Below are 15,776 nucleotides of genomic sequence, written 5' to 3'. Positions count from 1 at the left end.
CGCTTTTAAAGAAGTGTGGCTGACGGCAGCGACGTCCTGCGCGAATTGTCGTATAAGCGAATTTTACGCTTTTGACAGGGGAGCGAGATGAACAAGGAGTCGATTTTTCGCCAGCTAGAACAACGGATCGCCGGGCGAGCGCTGACGGCGGAAGCGCTGGGCGAGTTTAACGCTATGGCCATTGCCGATAGCTTGAAGCAAAAACGCAGCATCATCAGCCATCATCTGAATAATCTCCATCGCGAGCAGCGGGTGGTCAAAGTGAATGGTCGCCCGGTGCTGTTTTTACCCGTTACCGTTCTGCGCGATCATCACCGCCTGGCGGTTCGGCACGGCGAATACGCCTCCATTCAGGCGCTGTGCGCGGAGCGTCAGGATAGTCTGGCGCAGCTGATTGGCGCGCAGGGCAGCCTGCAGGAAGCATTGCGCCAGTGCAAGGCTGCCATCAGCTACCCTGGCGCAGGTCTGCCGCTGCTGCTGCGGGGCCCTACTGGCACTGGGAAAAGTTTTCTAGCTCGCCAGCTCTGGCACTACGCAATAGATGAAGGCATTTTACCTGCCGATGCGCCTTTTACCGTATTTAACTGCGCCGAGTACGCGAATAATCCAGAACTACTGACCTCGAAGTTATTTGGTCATGCGAAGGGGGCCTTTACCGGCGCCGATAAAGCCGTTCCTGGTCTTATCGAGACCAGCAACGGTGGGGTGTTGTTTATCGATGAGGTTCATCGGCTGCCGCCCGAAGGTCAGGAAAAGCTGTTTCATTTTATGGATAACGGTAGCTGGCGCCGGCTGGGGGAGAGCACCGATGAGCGCAGCGCCACGGTGCGGCTAATTTTTGCTTCAACCGAGGATCTGGAAAAACATTTCCTGGCGACCTTTATTCGCCGTATTCCGGTAATTGTAAAAATTCTGCCGATCGCTGAACGCGGCCAATTCGAGCGGCTGGCGTTTATCCACCACTTTTTCCGCCGTGAAGCCCAGCGTTTGAACCACGATCTGGCGTTGGATGGCGAAATCGTCAGCCAGCTCATGCGTGAAACGCTTGAAGGAAATGTCGGTGGGCTGGAAAATTTGATTCGCAATATTTGCGCCAGCGCCTGGACATTTGGCGAACGTGATAGCGGTCTTTTACACATAAAAGCGGGTTTGCTGCCCGACCGATTACTGGCGGATGCGCCTTTTTCCCTTCAGCAAAATAGCGAGCGGGTTATGATTTACCGCGATGGCGACGCGCAGCCTCTTTTTTCTGGTCGTCACCATGAATACCAACGGCTAACGGAAAATATTTGTAGCCTGTGCGAGGAGTTGGCTCAGGATAATATTAGCGTGCGGACCTTTGAAAAGCTTATTTATCAGAACGTGACGCTCTATCTTGATGCGCTGATGAATCAGGAGAGTACGGTCTCTCTGCAGGACAAACGGCTGCGCTTTATTGAAGATGTGGGCAAAGCAATCGCTGTCAATTATGACCTTCAGCTAAATGTCGAATTCGCTTATCTTACCGGCCGCTACCTCACCAGCCTCCCTCTGGCGCCGCGTAGCGTTGCTGAGCCCGTGCGTCTGGTGATGCAGCGCTGGCTGGACTCCTCGGCGGGGCTGGCGCAGCGTATCGCGGAGAAACTACTGGATGTCGTCAATAATAAATACGATCTGCTCATCGATACGCTTGACCGCCTGGCGGTTGCCGCTATCGTCAGCAATGCGATTGATGCGACCAGCGGCGGAAAAGTGAAAGCGCTGATAATCGCCCACGGTTATTCGACCGCCAGCAGCATTGCCGGCGTTGCCAACCGCCTGATTGGCGAGAAGATCTACCAGGCCATGGATATGCCGATGGAGGTGGCGTTTAACGATGTCAGTCGCGCCGTGGTTGATTATCTCCAGCATACGGACACGCGTGCGGGTGTGATGGTGCTTATTGATATGGGCTACACCAAGGAGATTGCCGATGCGCTTTTGTCGGTGATTCACGGCCCGCTGGTGGTGGTGGATAACGTAACGACCCGCATGGCGCTGAACGTTGCCAGCGAGATCGCGCTGGGAAAAAACATCGAACAAATCGCCGAAGAGATCGTGCCGCTTAATCAGTCGCGTTGGGATGTGTTCTGGCCCGCAGAAAAAAAAGAGCGTGCGCTGCTGGTGACCTGTATTACAGGTATCGGTACCGCATTTAAATTTAAAAATCTGATGGAGAAGAGCCTGCTCAACGATTTTGATATTAACATCATCGCCTGCGAGTATACGCGCTTAAAAAACAGTCGTACGGCGGTATCGTTACTCCACCAGTATGAAGTTATTGCGGTCGTGGGTACCCACGACCCGCAGCTGGCCGGAGTGCCCTGGGTTGGCATTGAGGAACTACTTGGCGAGCAGGGGCATCGACATCTGAGTCAGCTCTTAAGTGGCTATCTTAATGAAAAGCAAATTGCGCTGATTAATAAAAATATGGTTCGTGAGTTTTCGCTGCATAACGTTGTCAACTCTCTGACGATACTGAATGCCGGAAAAACCATGGGCCATATCGAAACCATTATCGCTGAGTGGCAAAATACGCTTGGTTTTCATTTTAATAATAACTTAATTATCAGTTTATATGTGCATCTCAGCTGTATGATTGAGCGTCTGGTAATGCGTAATGAAATTAGCCATTATAAAGATCTTGAGCAATTTACCCGCCAGCATGGCGAATTTATTGCCATGGTGAATCACTCGTTCCAGCGCCTGAAAATACTCTATAACGTGGCGCTACCGGTAGCGGAAATTGGCTATATTCACGATATTTTTGAATTACGTATTGAAGATTTTAGCTGGTAATTCTCAACGCAGCCCCGGAGAATTACGCCGGGGCTGGCAGGCGGCTAGCGAATCAATATTCGACTTTCCACATATAGCGGCGGGTGGTCAGCGGGTGGTTGCGGGCGGTGGCCAGCGCCAGGTTGTAAACATCCAGTACGCAGTTGTGCAGCAGGCCGCAGAAATATTCGCGCACGCTGGTGTGCAGTGTGTCGATTCCCACCTTTTCCACGTCAATAATCTGCAGTTTTCCCTGGTAATGTTCGATAAAGCGGATCGCGCGGTCATCCAGCGGGCGTGTGCGGCCGCTGCTTTTTAATAAAATAAACGGCGTTCCCGCTTCGGTAATCTCAAAGGGACCGTGGAAATACTCGCCGCTATGGATGCTCGCGGAGTTAATCCACTGCATCTCCAGCAGAATACAGATGGATTCCTGATGCGCGGCGCCGAATGAGGGGCCGCTGCCCATCATGTAGATGACCTTTTCGCTCTTCCAGGCTTCGGCAAAATGGCGCGCATCCGCCTGAACCTGCTGCTGAGCGCCGCGTACCACGGATTCAAAACTGGCAAAGGCGCTGACCATCTGATCGTAATGGGCGTATCCCTCAGTTTGCGCAAGCACTTCCAGCGCCAGCCACAGGCTGTATGCCGCTTTTTGCTGCGTCGGATCGACGGTTTCGGGATAGCGCGCCCAGCAGTATTCAATAGTGTAATCGCTGTGTTCGCACAGCGGCGTGCCGGGGGTATATACCAGTCCAATAGTGGCGGCGCCTTTCTGACGCGCGATGCGGGCGGCTTCCACCGTTTCAGCGGTGTTGCCCTGCTGCGAGGCGAGGATCACTACGCTGTTTTTACCTAACGCGTTCGGCGTCGCGTGGACAAATTCATTACTGGTAACATAGCCGACGGCCAGCTTTTTAGCTTCACAATCGAGAAAATATTTCCCCGGCCAGAAACCGGTTAATGAACCACCGCAGCCAACAAACCATACGCGCTCAATGTGCTGCTTAGATAAAATATCGCGAATAATAGTATGTGCGTTTTTATGAGCTATAGACATATTGGTCTCCTTGAGATGTAACGGGTCCTCCGCTGAATAGCGGATAACTTTTACTATGCGTCAATTAATTGGGTTGTTTACTTTTCATTTTCTGGTGGAACTGCGGATCCTTCGGTATCGCGGGATCGATGCCCTTCACTGGTGGCAGTCGGGCACAAACCATTTGTAACGGAATGATATATTCAAAGACCGCAAAGTCGGGATCGTTAATAAATGCGAAGGGCATATTTTTGCCGTTATTTTCGACTTGTGGACCAATGCGATAAATATGCTGAGTCCAGCCGCCAAGTATTTCCGCCAGGCGATCCTGACGCTCATCGGGAAACGGATCGAGCATGATCAGGGTAGAGCGCTCGTCGAAGGCGTTATAGATCCCGTGGATGAACTCCTCAAATTCATAACCGGCAACCGGACAGCGTAGCGTTTCAAGCATCTTTAGCGCACCTTCCTGAACGGTGCCAAACAGCCTTGCCGGACCGGTCAGGCGAATGTCCGCGCTGTCGATAAGCGGTCGGGCATGATTGAGAACCCACGCCTGCGAGGCCTCAATGAGCGTCGGCAAATGATTAAACGTGGTATCCATGCGGATGAGTAGCGCTTTGCGCTCCTCATCGCTCAGGCGCCGCTGGCGACTGGCGACAGCAAGCGCCAGCAGCATCAGATTAAGTATGGTGCAGTGATACCCTTTGGTTTTAGCGCCAGCCCGCTCTTCTCCACAGGGTACTGTTAAGACCAAATCTGCCGCCCGGTCGATAACGGCTGGCGCTTCCCCGGCCATGGAAGCGGTGAGATGCCCGGCTGCCCGGGCGCGTTCCATTGCGGCGAGGGTAGAGAGGCTGCCGCCTCCCTGAGAAATGCCGATGACCAGCGCTTTGTCGCTGAGGGTCAGCGCCGAATCATCCAGCAGAAAAGGCCAGTAGACATCAACGGGTAGCCCGCACCACTGCTGCATAAACGAGCGGGCGGTCAGCGCGCCGTGATAAGAGGTACCGGAGCCGGTCAGGATAATACGCGTGATGCCGCGCTCCGTTAGCGCTTTCGCCGCCTGCCAGAGATCTTCCCGCGTCTGCGTCAGCATAGCGAGCAGACGGGCGGGTGTTTCATTCATATAGTCTTCTACGTGCATGGGTGATATTCCTCTTCTTAAAGCAGGCCTAGCGCGCTGGCCGCCATGCCAAACGCGACGGTTCCTAGCAGGATCCAGTTAATATTGACTCCCTTACGGATCAACTTGTACATCCCGAGGGTGAAAAGCAGCGGCAGCAGCGAAGGAAGAATTTTGTCAATAAACTCCTGCGCCTTCATGGTGGTCTGCCCGGCGGTAAAGCTGAGCGGGGTGGTGATATCTATCATGCTGGCGGTCATCGCGCCGACGACCATGAGGCCAACAATTGATGCGATATAGGTCACCCGGTCCATAAGGCCGCTTTGGTAAATTCTCATCAGCCAGGTCGTACCCGCCCGGTAGCCGAGCTTCAGGCCATACCAGCGGCACAAAAGATGCGGCAGGTTATAAACTAACAGCGCCAGTATCGGTCCCAGCAGGCTGCCCTGCTGGGCGAAATAGATACCCATCCCGGCGGCGATAACCTTTAATGATCCCCAGAAAATGGAGTCGCCGATGCCCGCCAGCGGTCCCATCAGGCTGGTTTTAATCGCGTTTATCGACTCCTCATTAAATTCGGGGTTACGCTGGTTCTCTTCTTCCATGGCAATCGACAGGCCGAAGATAAAGGTCGAGAGATGGGGCGTGGTGTTAAACAGCACCAGATGACGCTGCAGGGCGCGCCCCAGCTCCGTTGGGTCCTGATAGATACGCTTCAGGGCTGGCGACATGGCAAAGGCGTAGCCCATATGCTGCTGGCGCTCGTAGTTCCACGAGCCCTGTAGCGTAAAGGAGCGCCAGAACACGCTGCGTAAATCGCGGGCGGTGATGCGGCTTGCGTCATCGCTTTGCGGCTGGGTAGCGCCAGTCACAGTTTGCGTCATTTCGCTCATGATTAGCTCTCCTGCTGCTTAAGATTAAGGAACTGGCTGATGATAAATGCCAACACCACAGCGAACAGCGCAATGGCGATGATATCCAGTTTGGTATATGCCGCTATCAGAAATCCCAGACCGAGGTACGGCATTAGTTTGCTGCTGAGCATCATGCTGATCAGCAGGGCGAAGCCGAGCGCTGGCAGGATCTTACTGGCGACGATCAATCCGTTGGTTATCACCGGTGGAATGGCCTCCAGGAACCAGCTTACCGCCGAAGAACCAAGCAGAATGGCAAAAAATACCGGTAGAAATCCGTTTAAAAAATAGAGTAGCGTCGGACCGGCGAGGTGCATCAGGCCGACCATTCGGGTATTACCCTGTGCCGCATAGCGATCCGCCAGATGACCAAAGCGGGCGTTCACCACGCGCACCAGGATGCCTAGCGTCTGCGCCAGCATTGAGACAGGGATGGCGATGGTGAGCGCAGCCTCCGGACCGCGGCCGGACATGATCGAAAACGCGGTGGCCAATACGGAGCCGGTCACGATATCTGGCGGGTGCGCGGCGCCGATGGCGACGTTGCCGAGGAAAATAAGCTCCAGCGTAGCGCCAATCAGAATCCCCTCATGCAAATTACCGCAAACCAGACCGGTGAGGGCGCACATCACCAGCGGTCGATCGATCATTGATACCCCAAGCAGGCGGCCATCAAGTATCCCCAGGGCGGCGATCAGGCCGAGTAACGTTGCGGTGAGCAACATAGTGACCTCCGAAGTTAAAGTTGGTCGTTAAGGAGTTCAGCCGAGTGGGCGGGTACCTGACGCATCTCCAGCCGAATGCCTTTTTCTTTTAGCGCTCTGCTATGGGCGATTTCCTCGTCGGTCAGATAGATGGCCTTGCCGAATTGTCTTGCCCCTTCCTTCTGTGGCAGACCACCGTAATTAATTGCGCTAATTCCCGGGATTTTTTCCACTAGCGCGAGGGTTTCCGCAGTATTGCCAAGGACCACCATGACTTTTTTATGATCCAACTTGCCGCTGTTAAGCTTTTCCGCCGCCTGTTCAACGGTGGCGATGTCCAGCGTGACGCCCGCTGGCTTTGCCAGGTTAAGCGACATCGTAATGAAGGCATCCGCCGCGGCTTTGGCGTTGGCGACGATGATATGGTCGATATCCAGCGCTCGGGTCCAGGCAAAAACCACCTGGCCGTGCAGCAGCCGATAATCAATGCGCACGAGTTTAATCATGAGATTCTCCCTGTGGGTCAGAGGATGGTTGTGTTATTAGAGGATTGATGAAAACAATGGATTCACGCGCCGCGCTGGTGGCGTAGATAATCGCGGCCTCGGTAGTGGCTTCTTCGCACAGCAGAAACTCCAGCAGCAGAGTCAGATTGATGCCGGCGACCACGAAAACGTTGCGATGTCGCATCAAGACGCTCACGGCGCTATTGTTGATACTGCCGCCAAGCAGGTCGGTGAAGATCACCACTTCATCACCATTCGCCTGGACGATGAGATGCTCCAGGGTTTGCTCCAGCTGTTCGGTGGTCACGATATCTTCGTCATAGGCGCAGACCGGGATAACGCCGTGTTCGTCGCCAATCAGCAGCGACAAACTGTTCACCAGTCCGCGAGCAAAATGGCCGTGGCTGGCCACATAGATATGTTTCACCCGGTTTCTCCTTCATCCAGATAGCGGTATCTGTTAAGAGCAAAGGGCGTGCCAGAAATAAAAAGTATTATTTATCAATTAATTAAATCGGCTGGTTCACACTAAAGTCGTTATTCCTGGCACAAGCGGGCTCATTAGCGCCAGAAACCTGGCACAAACGGCAGAATAAGAGGGGAAAGAGTGGGGGGAAGAAAGTCCCGGGCGAGACGCTGCTGCGCTATGGCCCGGGCGTTCCCGGCAGAAGGGAATTAAATCTCGGTAATGGTCGTCGACTGCGGCAGACGCGACTTCGGCAGGGTGGCGTTGAAATCTTCCACGCTATGGTGGCCAACCGGGACCACCACCAGGCTGGTGTAGCCCTGGGCTTTCAGGTCAAATTCCTCATCGAGGATCGCAAAATCAATCCCTTCGATCGGCACGGCGTCGAGGCCCATCGCCGCCACGCCCAGCAGGAAATTGCCGACGTTGAGATACACCTGCTTCGCCATCCACTGATCGTCATCTTTCAGCTCTTTGCGGTGCATATCGGCAAAGAAGGTACGACCCTTGTGGTTAGCGGCTTTTGCGTCCGGGGTGGCGAAACGGCCATCGGCCTCTTCCTGATCCACCACGCGCTGCAGCCAGGCGTCGTCCATCGCGGTTTTCGCGCAGAACACCACCACGTGCGAGGCGTCGAGAATTTTGCGTTCGTTGAACACGTAGGTGCCGCTGGCGGCTTTGGCTACGCGAGCTTTCCCTTCATCGGTGCTGGCGACGATAAAGTGCCACGGCTGGGAGTTGGTGCTAGACGGGCTGTACTGCAGCAGCGTTTTCAGCTGTTCGGCTTCGCTGGCAGTCAGCTTTTTCGTGGCGTCAAAGGCCTTGGTGGAATAGCGCTTTAAAGCGACCGATACGATATCCATAACTCTTCCTCACAGTTTACAGCACCTTACCGGTGCGTTAAGGAGAGGAAGAGTACAGCGAAGATCGCCAAATGATAAGGGTGAAAAATGCGATAACACTTATCGCATTTGGCTGAAAATCAGCGCGGACGCAGGCGCTGCTGGGCCTTTTTACTCAGCTTGTTCACCACCTGATGCCACGAATCGTCAATCAGCTCGGCCAGCAGATCCTCGCTGATATCCTCTCCCGGCACCACCGTGATCCAGTGTTTCTTGTTCATATGGTAGCCCGGTTCGATACTGCGATAAATTTCCTGATTGAGCAGCGACTTCTGCGGCTCAGCCTTCAGGTTGACCAGCGCCCGGCCGCGAATGGTCATGGTGATCATAAAGATACGGCCATCGACCTTAAACACGTCGTACTCTGGCCCAAAAGGCCAGCAGTGCTCGGTAAACGGGTAGGTCAGGGCGATACGATGAGCGCAGGGATGCAGCATCTCGGGGGTCATTAGGCGTCCGCCTCATGCAGGGCGTTCCACATGGCTTCAAAGCCGAGGGCGATAATCTCCCGGGCGCGCTGCGGATCGTGGCTGGCGAATTCGATGGTGGTCTCCGCCAGCGACAGAAACAGGGCGTCGCCAAAGGCGCGGTACGCCTCGCTGAGGAATATCTCTTTCACCGACAGTTGGCACATTTCGTTGAGCTCCGGGAAGCTCTCTTTTACCTGGCGACGGGTTTCGTCGGTGATGCGCTCGCTGAGCGCCATCCGGCGGATCGCCTTGTGCTCCATCGGGTTGCGCACCCCCCAGTCGATATAGCTGTTCCAGATATTGCGCGCGTTCTCTTTCGGGCGCTTCTCGTGCGGATCCAGCCCGGCGATCATTGTGCGCACCAGGCGCAGCTTAATCGCGAGGTACAGCTCGTTGAGCAACTCATCCTTGGTGGCGAAATAGCGAAACAGCGTCCCCTCGGCCACCCCAGCGCTGCGGGCGATGGCCGACGTCGAGGCGGCGATGCCGGACTGGGCGAAAGCCGCGGTGGCAGCTTCCAGTAACGCTTGCTTTTTATCTTCACTCTTTGGACGAGCCACTACTTTTTTCCTCACGCAGGTTTAAACAAACCGCCGATCTTTGCACGTCTGACCAGGTCGCTGCAACGGCGGAACGCAAAAATTGAAAATCGTCTTGACGACTTTCATCACTTTCCTAATAATGAGTGCGTACTCACTCATAATCAAGTTATATCACAAAGCCTCCGGGATGGGGGCTTTTGTCTGGTCAGGATATGAACCGTGTCACTTTTAGCGTGGTCGCCATCATGTTACTCGCAGCAGCAACGACATTGCCGTTTGTCCTCAATGCCGGTTTTGGTAAGGCGCCGCAGGGGGCACAGCTTAGCCAGGTGGAAGCGTCTCCCCACTACCGGGACGGCCAGTTCCATAACCAATTGCCCACGCCAGGGTTCACCGGGCAGAAAAATATGCTGGCGGCGTGGTGGGATTTCCTGATGACCAAACGGGAAAACGCCCGTCCCGCTCAGCCGCTGCCGCTGGTGAAGACCGACCTGGCGACGCTGCCCCTGGGGCAGGATGTGATGGTCTGGCTCGGCCACTCCTCCTGGTACCTGCAGCTGGCAGGAAAACGTATCCTGATCGATCCGGTGTTCAGCGATTACGCGGCGCCGTTCTCCTTTATCAATAAAGCCTTTCCCGGCGACTATCCGTGGCGGGCGGAAGGGATGCCAGACATCGATCTGCTGATCATCTCCCACGATCACTACGACCATCTGGATTACGCCACCATCCGCGCCTTGCTGCCGAAAATTAAGCGGGTCATTACGCCGCTGGGCGTCGGGTCGCATCTGCGCTACTGGGGGATGGACGGGGCGCTGATTACCGAAGCGGACTGGCAGCAGGCGATCCCGGTCAGCGATGAATTCACCGTTCACGTTCTGCCGGCGCGGCACTTTTCCGGCCGTGGACTGAAGCGTAACCAGACGCTGTGGGCCAGTTTTCTGTTCGTCACCCCGCAGCAAAAAATTTATTACAGCGGCGACAGCGGCTATGGGCCGCACTTCAAAGCGATTGGTGATGAATTTGGTCCGGTTGATCTGGCGATTATGGAGAACGGGCAGTATGACCAGGACTGGAAATATATTCACATGATGCCGGATGAAACGGCTCAGGCTGCCGACGACCTGCGCGCCCGCGCGGTGCTGCCTGGGCATGCAGGACGGTTTGTTCTGGCGAAACACAGCTGGGATGAACCGTATCAACGGCTGGCGGCTGCCAGCGAAGGAAGGGCCTGGCGTCTGCTGACGCCTATGCAGGGCGAGCCGCTGTGGGTCGCCGATAAGACGCAATCATTTAACGCCTGGTGGCGCTAAGCGCCAGTGCAGTTTCAGAGGAGAGAGCATATGACGATTTCCGCTCAGGTGATTGACACTATCGTCGAGTGGATTGATGACAACCTGCATCAACCGCTGCGTATTGATGATATCGCTCGCCATGCCGGGTATTCGAAATGGCATCTGCAACGGCTGTTTTTACAGTACAAGGGAGAGAGCCTTGGGCGCTATATTCGTGAAAGGAAGCTGCTGCTGGCCGCCCGCGATCTGCGCGACACCGATCAGCGGGTCTACGATATCTGCCTGAAGTATGGCTTCGATTCGCAACAGACCTTTACCCGCGTCTTCACCCGGACCTTCAACCAGCCGCCGGGCGCCTACCGCAAAGAAAACCACAGCCGCGCCCACTGAGGCGCGCTCTCCTGGTTTACCGTTCGAGGGAAAACCAGCGACGCCACACCCAGCGCAGCACCAGAAATTCAAGGGTGCCCAGCGCTAAGAACCACAGACAAAACAACACCGTATAGAGCTGGTTGAGATCCATCATATGGAATGTCTCAACCAGCTTTTGCGCCAGCGTCAGGCCCAGCGAAGGCGCGGGCAACAGCAGACAGGAGAGCAGGGCCAGCAGTAAGATCCCGGCGGCGGAGAGCAGCGTTTCCAGCGGATGTTTCATGTCATGTTAATCATCAGTTAAAAAACATATTGTCCGGTAAAATAATGCTTAACGCAATATGCTTTGTTTTTTTACTCTCTATAATACGGCTATTTTAAATATTATTGCCTGCCTTTCGCTCTCATGTTAATTAATCTGAAATAATTTGTAATTAAGTTAATTGCAGCTGGGTGTAAATTAACGTCATTATTATGCCAGCGCTTTTACAAAACTATAAGTGCTATATCCCACCAGCGTGGCAACAATGATGGCCAGCAGGATGTACAGCACCAGACGGCGTCCGCGGTAGATTCCAAACATATTTAACCTCGTTTAGTTTTGGTTTATTAATATTCTGTAATATTTATCTTGTGAATTAACTTATCACACATTTTGTATTTTGCGAAAAATTTAGGCGGATATTGGATCACATTTTTACCGGCTTTTTAGCCACGTTTTACTTCATTGGCCAGGAATGATTTCAGGCTTTCCGATTCACGGAATTTATAAGGAAAATGTAATTTGACCAAGATGAATAACCCAAAGTTTACGACGCCCTCGGGCGACACCGCGCCACGGCAGGTCTGGCAGCAGACCGTTGACGCAGTGCTGGCGCAGACAAAAAGCCAGGCCGCTGGGTTAAATTCCGCAGACGCCGCCGAGCGCCTGAATACCTTTGGTCCGAATGCCCTGCCGGAAAAGAAGGGTAAACCGGGCTGGCTGCGCTTTCTCGCCCACTTTAACGACGTACTGATTTACGTGCTGCTGGCTGCCGCGGCGCTGACCGCCATTATGGGTCACTGGGTCGATACCTTGGTGATCCTCGGCGTGACGGTGATTAACGCCCTGATCGGTCATATCCAGGAGAGCAACGCCGAAAAATCCCTGCAGGGGATCCGCAACATGCTCTCCAGCGATGCCCGCGTCCAGCGTAACGGCAAACATGAGACTATCCCGACGCGCGACTTGGTTCCAGGGGACATCGTTATCCTGCGCGCCGGCGACCGCGTACCAGCGGATATGCGCCTGATTGAAACCCACAACCTGCGGGTGGAAGAGGCGATCCTCACCGGCGAGTCGACGGTGGTGGATAAAATCACCGACGCGCTGGAGGGCGACCTGCCGCTGGGCGACCGGGTGAACATGGTCTTCTCCGGCACCACCGTCAGCGCTGGCGGCGGCATCGGCGTGGTGACCGCCACCGGCGCGGAGACCGAACTCGGCCATATCAACCAGATGATGGCGGGCATTGAGAAGCACCGTACCCCGCTGCTGGTGCAGATGGATAAGCTCGGCAAAGCGATTTTTGTCATTATCCTCGCCATGATGGTGGCGCTGTTTATCTTTAGCCTCGCGCTGCGGGATATCCCGATGGGCGAGCTGCTGCTGTCGCTGATTAGCCTGGCGGTGGCCGCGGTACCGGAGGGGCTGCCGGCGATCATCTCGATTATTCTGTCGCTGGGCGTGCAGACGATGGCGCGCAAGCGGGCGATTATTCGTAAGCTGCCGACCGTGGAAACTCTCGGCGCCATGACCGTGGTCTGTTCGGATAAAACCGGCACTCTGACGATGAACGAAATGACCGTCAAAGCGATCATCACGGCAGACTGCTGCTACCGGGTGGAAGGCGACAGCTATGAGCCGCAGGGACGGATCTTCCTTGAGGGGAGCGACGAGCCCGTGCAGGTTCAGCCCGGCACCGTGCTGGAGACCTGGCTGCGCACCATCGACCTGTGTAACGACAGCCAGCTTACCCAGGATGAGCGCGGTCTGTGGGGGATCACCGGCGGGCCGACCGAAGGGGCGCTGAAGGTGCTGGCGGCGAAAGCGCAGCTCCCGGCGGTGGAGGCCCGTCTGGTGGCCAAGATCCCCTTTGACTCACAGTACAAATATATGTCGACCCTGCAGCACATTGATGGCGATGCCCGGGTGCTGATCACCGGTGCGCCGGACGTTATCTTCGCCATGTGCCGCGAGCAGATGAGCCGCCAGGGCGCGGTGCCGTTCGAGGCGCACTACTGGGAAGAGGAGATGGCGCGCTTCGCCCGTCAGGGACTGCGCATGGTGGCGGCGGCCTGTAAGCCTGCCAGCCTTGATGCCACCACCCTCAACCATGAGGACCTGCAGGAGGGGCTGATTTTCCTCGGCATCGCCGGGATGATGGATCCCCCGCGTCCGGAAGCCATTGACGCCATCCACGCCTGCCAGACCGCCGGGATCCGCGTGAAGATGATCACTGGCGACCACCCGCAGACGGCGATGAGCATCGGCCAGATGCTGGGGATCACCAACAGCAGCCAGGCCATGACCGGCTACCAGCTGGAGCACATGGACGATGCGGCGCTGGCGAAGGCGGCGGTGGAGTACGACATCTTTGCCCGTACCAGCCCGGAGCATAAGCTGCGCCTGGTGAAAGCCCTGCAGGATAACGGCGAAGTGGTCGGCATGACCGGAGACGGCGTCAACGACGCGCCGGCGCTGCGCCAGGCCGACGTGGGTATCGCCATGGGTATCAAAGGTACCGAAGTCACCAAAGAGGCGGCTGACATGGTGTTGACCGATGATAACTTCGCGACCATCGCCAGCTCGGTAAAAGAGGGCCGTCGGGTCTATGACAACCTGAAGAAGACCATCCTCTTCATCATGCCGACCAACCTGGCGCAGGGGCTGCTGATCATCATCGCCCTGCTGGCGGGGAACATGATTCCGCTGACCCCGGTGCTGATCCTGTGGATGAACATGGCGACGTCGGCGACGCTCTCCTTCGGCCTGGCCTTTGAAGCCGCAGAGCGCAACGTGATGAACCGCCCGCCGCGTAAAACCGGCCAGCACGTTATGGATGGCTTCGCCGTGTGGCGAGTGGCTTTTGTCGGGTCTATGATTGCTATTGCCGCCTTTATCCTTGAGGCCTGGCTGGCGCCGCGCGGCCACAGTCCGGAGTTTATCCGCACCGTGCTGCTGCAGATGCTGGTGACGGCGCAGTGGGTCTACATGATCAACTGCCGCAGCAGCGACAGCTTCTCCCTGAGCATGGGTCTGCTGCGCAACAAAGGCATCTGGCTGGTGACCGGTGTCCTGCTGCTGATGCAGCTGGTCATTATCTATGTCCCGCTGATGCAGAGCATGTTTGGTACGGAAGCGCTGCCGCTGCGCTACTGGTTTATCACCCTGGTCATCGGCGTCGCCATGTTCCTGGTGGTGGAAGTTGAGAAGCGCCTGACGCGCCGGTTCCGCAAAACGGCTTGATTGATCTCGCGCGCCTCGCTGCAGGCGCGCGTTACTTTCGCAAGGATCCCCCTATGATTAAAACCTTCCGCTTTGCTCTGCTGGCCTGCGGTCTGGCCGGCGGCGCCCTGACGGCGACCGCCGCGCCGGCGGTGCCGGTCCGCGTCGCCACGGTCGAACTGGCGCCTCATGCTGAAGAACGCGCGATCCCCGGGCGGGTCGAGGCGATCCGCGCCGTCGACATTCGCGCGCGCACCGAAGGGGTGATAGTTCAGCGCCACTTCCAGGATGGCCAGTATGTTACCGAGGGCGACCTGCTGTTTACCCTCGACGACGCGCAGCCCCGCGCGGCCCTGGCCCTGGCGCAGGCCGAGCTGAAAAGCGCCGAAGCCTCATTACGTCAGTCGCAGCAACTGCTCACTCGCTACGAGCGGCTCATTAACAACCACTCCATCAGCCGCAACGACGTCGACACGGCCCGGATGCAGCGCGACGTCGCCGCCGCCGCCGTGCAGCAGGCGAAAGCCCGCGTCGAGGCCCAGCAGATTGTGCTCAGCTACACCCGGATTGCGGCGCCGGTGACCGGTCGCGTGGGGCACAGCGCCTTTCACGTCGGGACGCTGATTAACCCATCCAGCGGCGTGCTGGTGGACATTGTGCAGCTGGATCCGGTGCGGGTGTCGTTCGCCCTCGACGAAGCCGCGTTTTTCAGCAAATCCGGCCAGCATGCCGACATCCACGCCCTGAAGCAGGCGTGGCTGGCGCAGATTGACGTGGATGGCAAACGGCGCGATGGGGTGTTGACCTCCATCGATAACCGGATTGACGCCCGCACCGGCAGCGTGGCGGTGCGGGCGGAGTTCGCCAATCCGCAGCACCGTCTGCTGCCGGGCGGCAGCGTAACAATCCTGTTCCGTCCGCAGGAGCTGCAGTCACGGGTGATGATCCCGGCCGCCGCCGTGCAGCAGGATCCGCAGGGCTTTTTCAGCTGGGTGCTGAAGCCGGACCACACCGCCGGGCAGCGTCGTCTGACCCTCGCGGGGCAGCAGGGGCAGCAGTTTGCGGTTGAGAAAGGGCTGCAGGCGGGCGAGCAGGTGATCACCGACGGCGCGCAGCGTTTACGCGAAGGCGCCGCGGTACAGGTGCTGAAGTAAGTA

At 56.4% G+C, this 15,776-nt stretch carries 15 protein-coding genes; 5 read left to right on the top strand and 10 right to left on the bottom strand.

The window, feature by feature from the left end:
- Positions 1–87: 87 nt before the first annotated feature.
- On the top strand, positions 88–2,817 hold the full coding sequence (locus tag FHW76_RS07760; protein ID WP_008805532.1) for a sigma 54-interacting transcriptional regulator: 2,730 nt from the start codon (positions 88–90) through the stop codon (positions 2,815–2,817).
- A gap of 52 nt (positions 2,818–2,869) precedes the next feature.
- Here the strand turns inward: FHW76_RS07760 and FHW76_RS07755 are convergent, their stop codons facing one another.
- The 9 genes from FHW76_RS07755 to FHW76_RS07715 form a co-directional block, all read right to left on the bottom strand.
- Positions 2,870–3,856 carry an SIS domain-containing protein gene (locus FHW76_RS07755; protein WP_060619380.1) on the bottom strand — a complete coding sequence of 329 codons (987 nt, stop codon included), beginning with the start codon at positions 3,854–3,856 and terminating at the stop codon, positions 2,870–2,872.
- A gap of 64 nt (positions 3,857–3,920) precedes the next feature.
- A complete protein-coding gene (locus FHW76_RS07750) occupies positions 3,921–4,982 on the bottom strand; it encodes an SIS domain-containing protein (RefSeq protein WP_004176977.1) in 1,062 nt (353 codons plus the stop codon).
- Between the two features lie 17 nt (positions 4,983–4,999).
- On the bottom strand, positions 5,000–5,854 hold the full coding sequence (locus FHW76_RS07745; RefSeq protein ID WP_004176976.1) for a PTS system mannose/fructose/sorbose family transporter subunit IID: 855 nt from the start codon (positions 5,852–5,854) through the stop codon (positions 5,000–5,002).
- 2 nt (positions 5,855–5,856) lie between these two features.
- Positions 5,857–6,600, bottom strand: coding sequence for a PTS mannose/fructose/sorbose/N-acetylgalactosamine transporter subunit IIC (locus FHW76_RS07740; RefSeq protein WP_004183295.1), 744 nt, complete (start codon positions 6,598–6,600; stop codon positions 5,857–5,859).
- Positions 6,601–6,614: 14 nt separating this feature from the next.
- Entirely contained in the window at positions 6,615–7,085 is a 471-nt protein-coding gene (locus FHW76_RS07735) for a PTS sugar transporter subunit IIB (protein ID WP_008805534.1), read from the bottom strand.
- Positions 7,078–7,512 (bottom strand): PTS sugar transporter subunit IIA, encoded by a 435-nt coding sequence (locus FHW76_RS07730; RefSeq protein ID WP_002893017.1) that lies wholly within the window; start codon positions 7,510–7,512, stop codon positions 7,078–7,080. Before FHW76_RS07730 ends, FHW76_RS07735 begins: the two co-directional genes overlap by 8 nt.
- 248 nt (positions 7,513–7,760) lie before the next feature.
- Positions 7,761–8,414 (bottom strand): oxygen-insensitive NAD(P)H nitroreductase, encoded by a 654-nt coding sequence (gene nfsB, locus FHW76_RS07725; protein ID WP_012968755.1) that lies wholly within the window; start codon positions 8,412–8,414, stop codon positions 7,761–7,763.
- Between the two features lie 119 nt (positions 8,415–8,533).
- The gene (locus FHW76_RS07720) at positions 8,534–8,902 is read right to left on the bottom strand and encodes an MmcQ/YjbR family DNA-binding protein (protein WP_008805536.1); all 369 of its coding nucleotides are present in this window, start codon (positions 8,900–8,902) and stop codon (positions 8,534–8,536) included.
- Positions 8,902–9,483 (bottom strand): TetR/AcrR family transcriptional regulator, encoded by a 582-nt coding sequence (locus FHW76_RS07715; protein WP_012968754.1) that lies wholly within the window; start codon positions 9,481–9,483, stop codon positions 8,902–8,904. Before FHW76_RS07715 ends, FHW76_RS07720 begins: the two co-directional genes overlap by 1 nt.
- A 179-nt stretch (positions 9,484–9,662) precedes the next feature.
- On the opposite strand from FHW76_RS07715, the gene FHW76_RS07710 reads away from it, so the two are divergent.
- Together FHW76_RS07710 and FHW76_RS07705 are read left to right on the top strand one after the other, a co-directional pair.
- Positions 9,663–10,778 (top strand): MBL fold metallo-hydrolase, encoded by a 1,116-nt coding sequence (locus tag FHW76_RS07710; RefSeq protein WP_162493283.1) that lies wholly within the window; start codon positions 9,663–9,665, stop codon positions 10,776–10,778.
- Positions 10,779–10,808: 30 nt separating this feature from the next.
- Entirely contained in the window at positions 10,809–11,150 is a 342-nt protein-coding gene (locus FHW76_RS07705; RefSeq protein WP_002893035.1) for a RamA family antibiotic efflux transcriptional regulator, read from the top strand.
- A 16-nt stretch (positions 11,151–11,166) separates the two neighbouring features.
- Here the strand turns inward: FHW76_RS07705 and FHW76_RS07700 are convergent, their stop codons facing one another.
- A complete protein-coding gene (locus tag FHW76_RS07700; protein WP_008805539.1) occupies positions 11,167–11,415 on the bottom strand; it encodes a DUF1158 domain-containing protein in 249 nt (82 codons plus the stop codon).
- Between the two features lie 501 nt (positions 11,416–11,916).
- On the opposite strand from FHW76_RS07700, the gene FHW76_RS07695 reads away from it, so the two are divergent.
- Positions 11,917–14,640: a cation-transporting P-type ATPase gene (locus tag FHW76_RS07695; protein WP_183476518.1), complete on the top strand. Its 2,724-nt coding sequence runs from the start codon at positions 11,917–11,919 to the stop codon at positions 14,638–14,640.
- A 53-nt stretch (positions 14,641–14,693) separates the two neighbouring features.
- Positions 14,694–15,773 (top strand): efflux RND transporter periplasmic adaptor subunit, encoded by a 1,080-nt coding sequence (locus tag FHW76_RS07690; RefSeq protein WP_012968752.1) that lies wholly within the window; start codon positions 14,694–14,696, stop codon positions 15,771–15,773.
- The last annotated feature ends 3 nt before the right edge of the window (positions 15,774–15,776 follow it).

This window comes from Klebsiella sp. RC2 (assembly GCF_014192815.1).
Lineage (GTDB): Bacteria > Pseudomonadota > Gammaproteobacteria > Enterobacterales > Enterobacteriaceae > Klebsiella > Klebsiella variicola.
The sequence above is the reverse complement of the archived record's forward strand: the minus strand, read 5'-3'. Positions and strand labels throughout refer to the sequence as shown.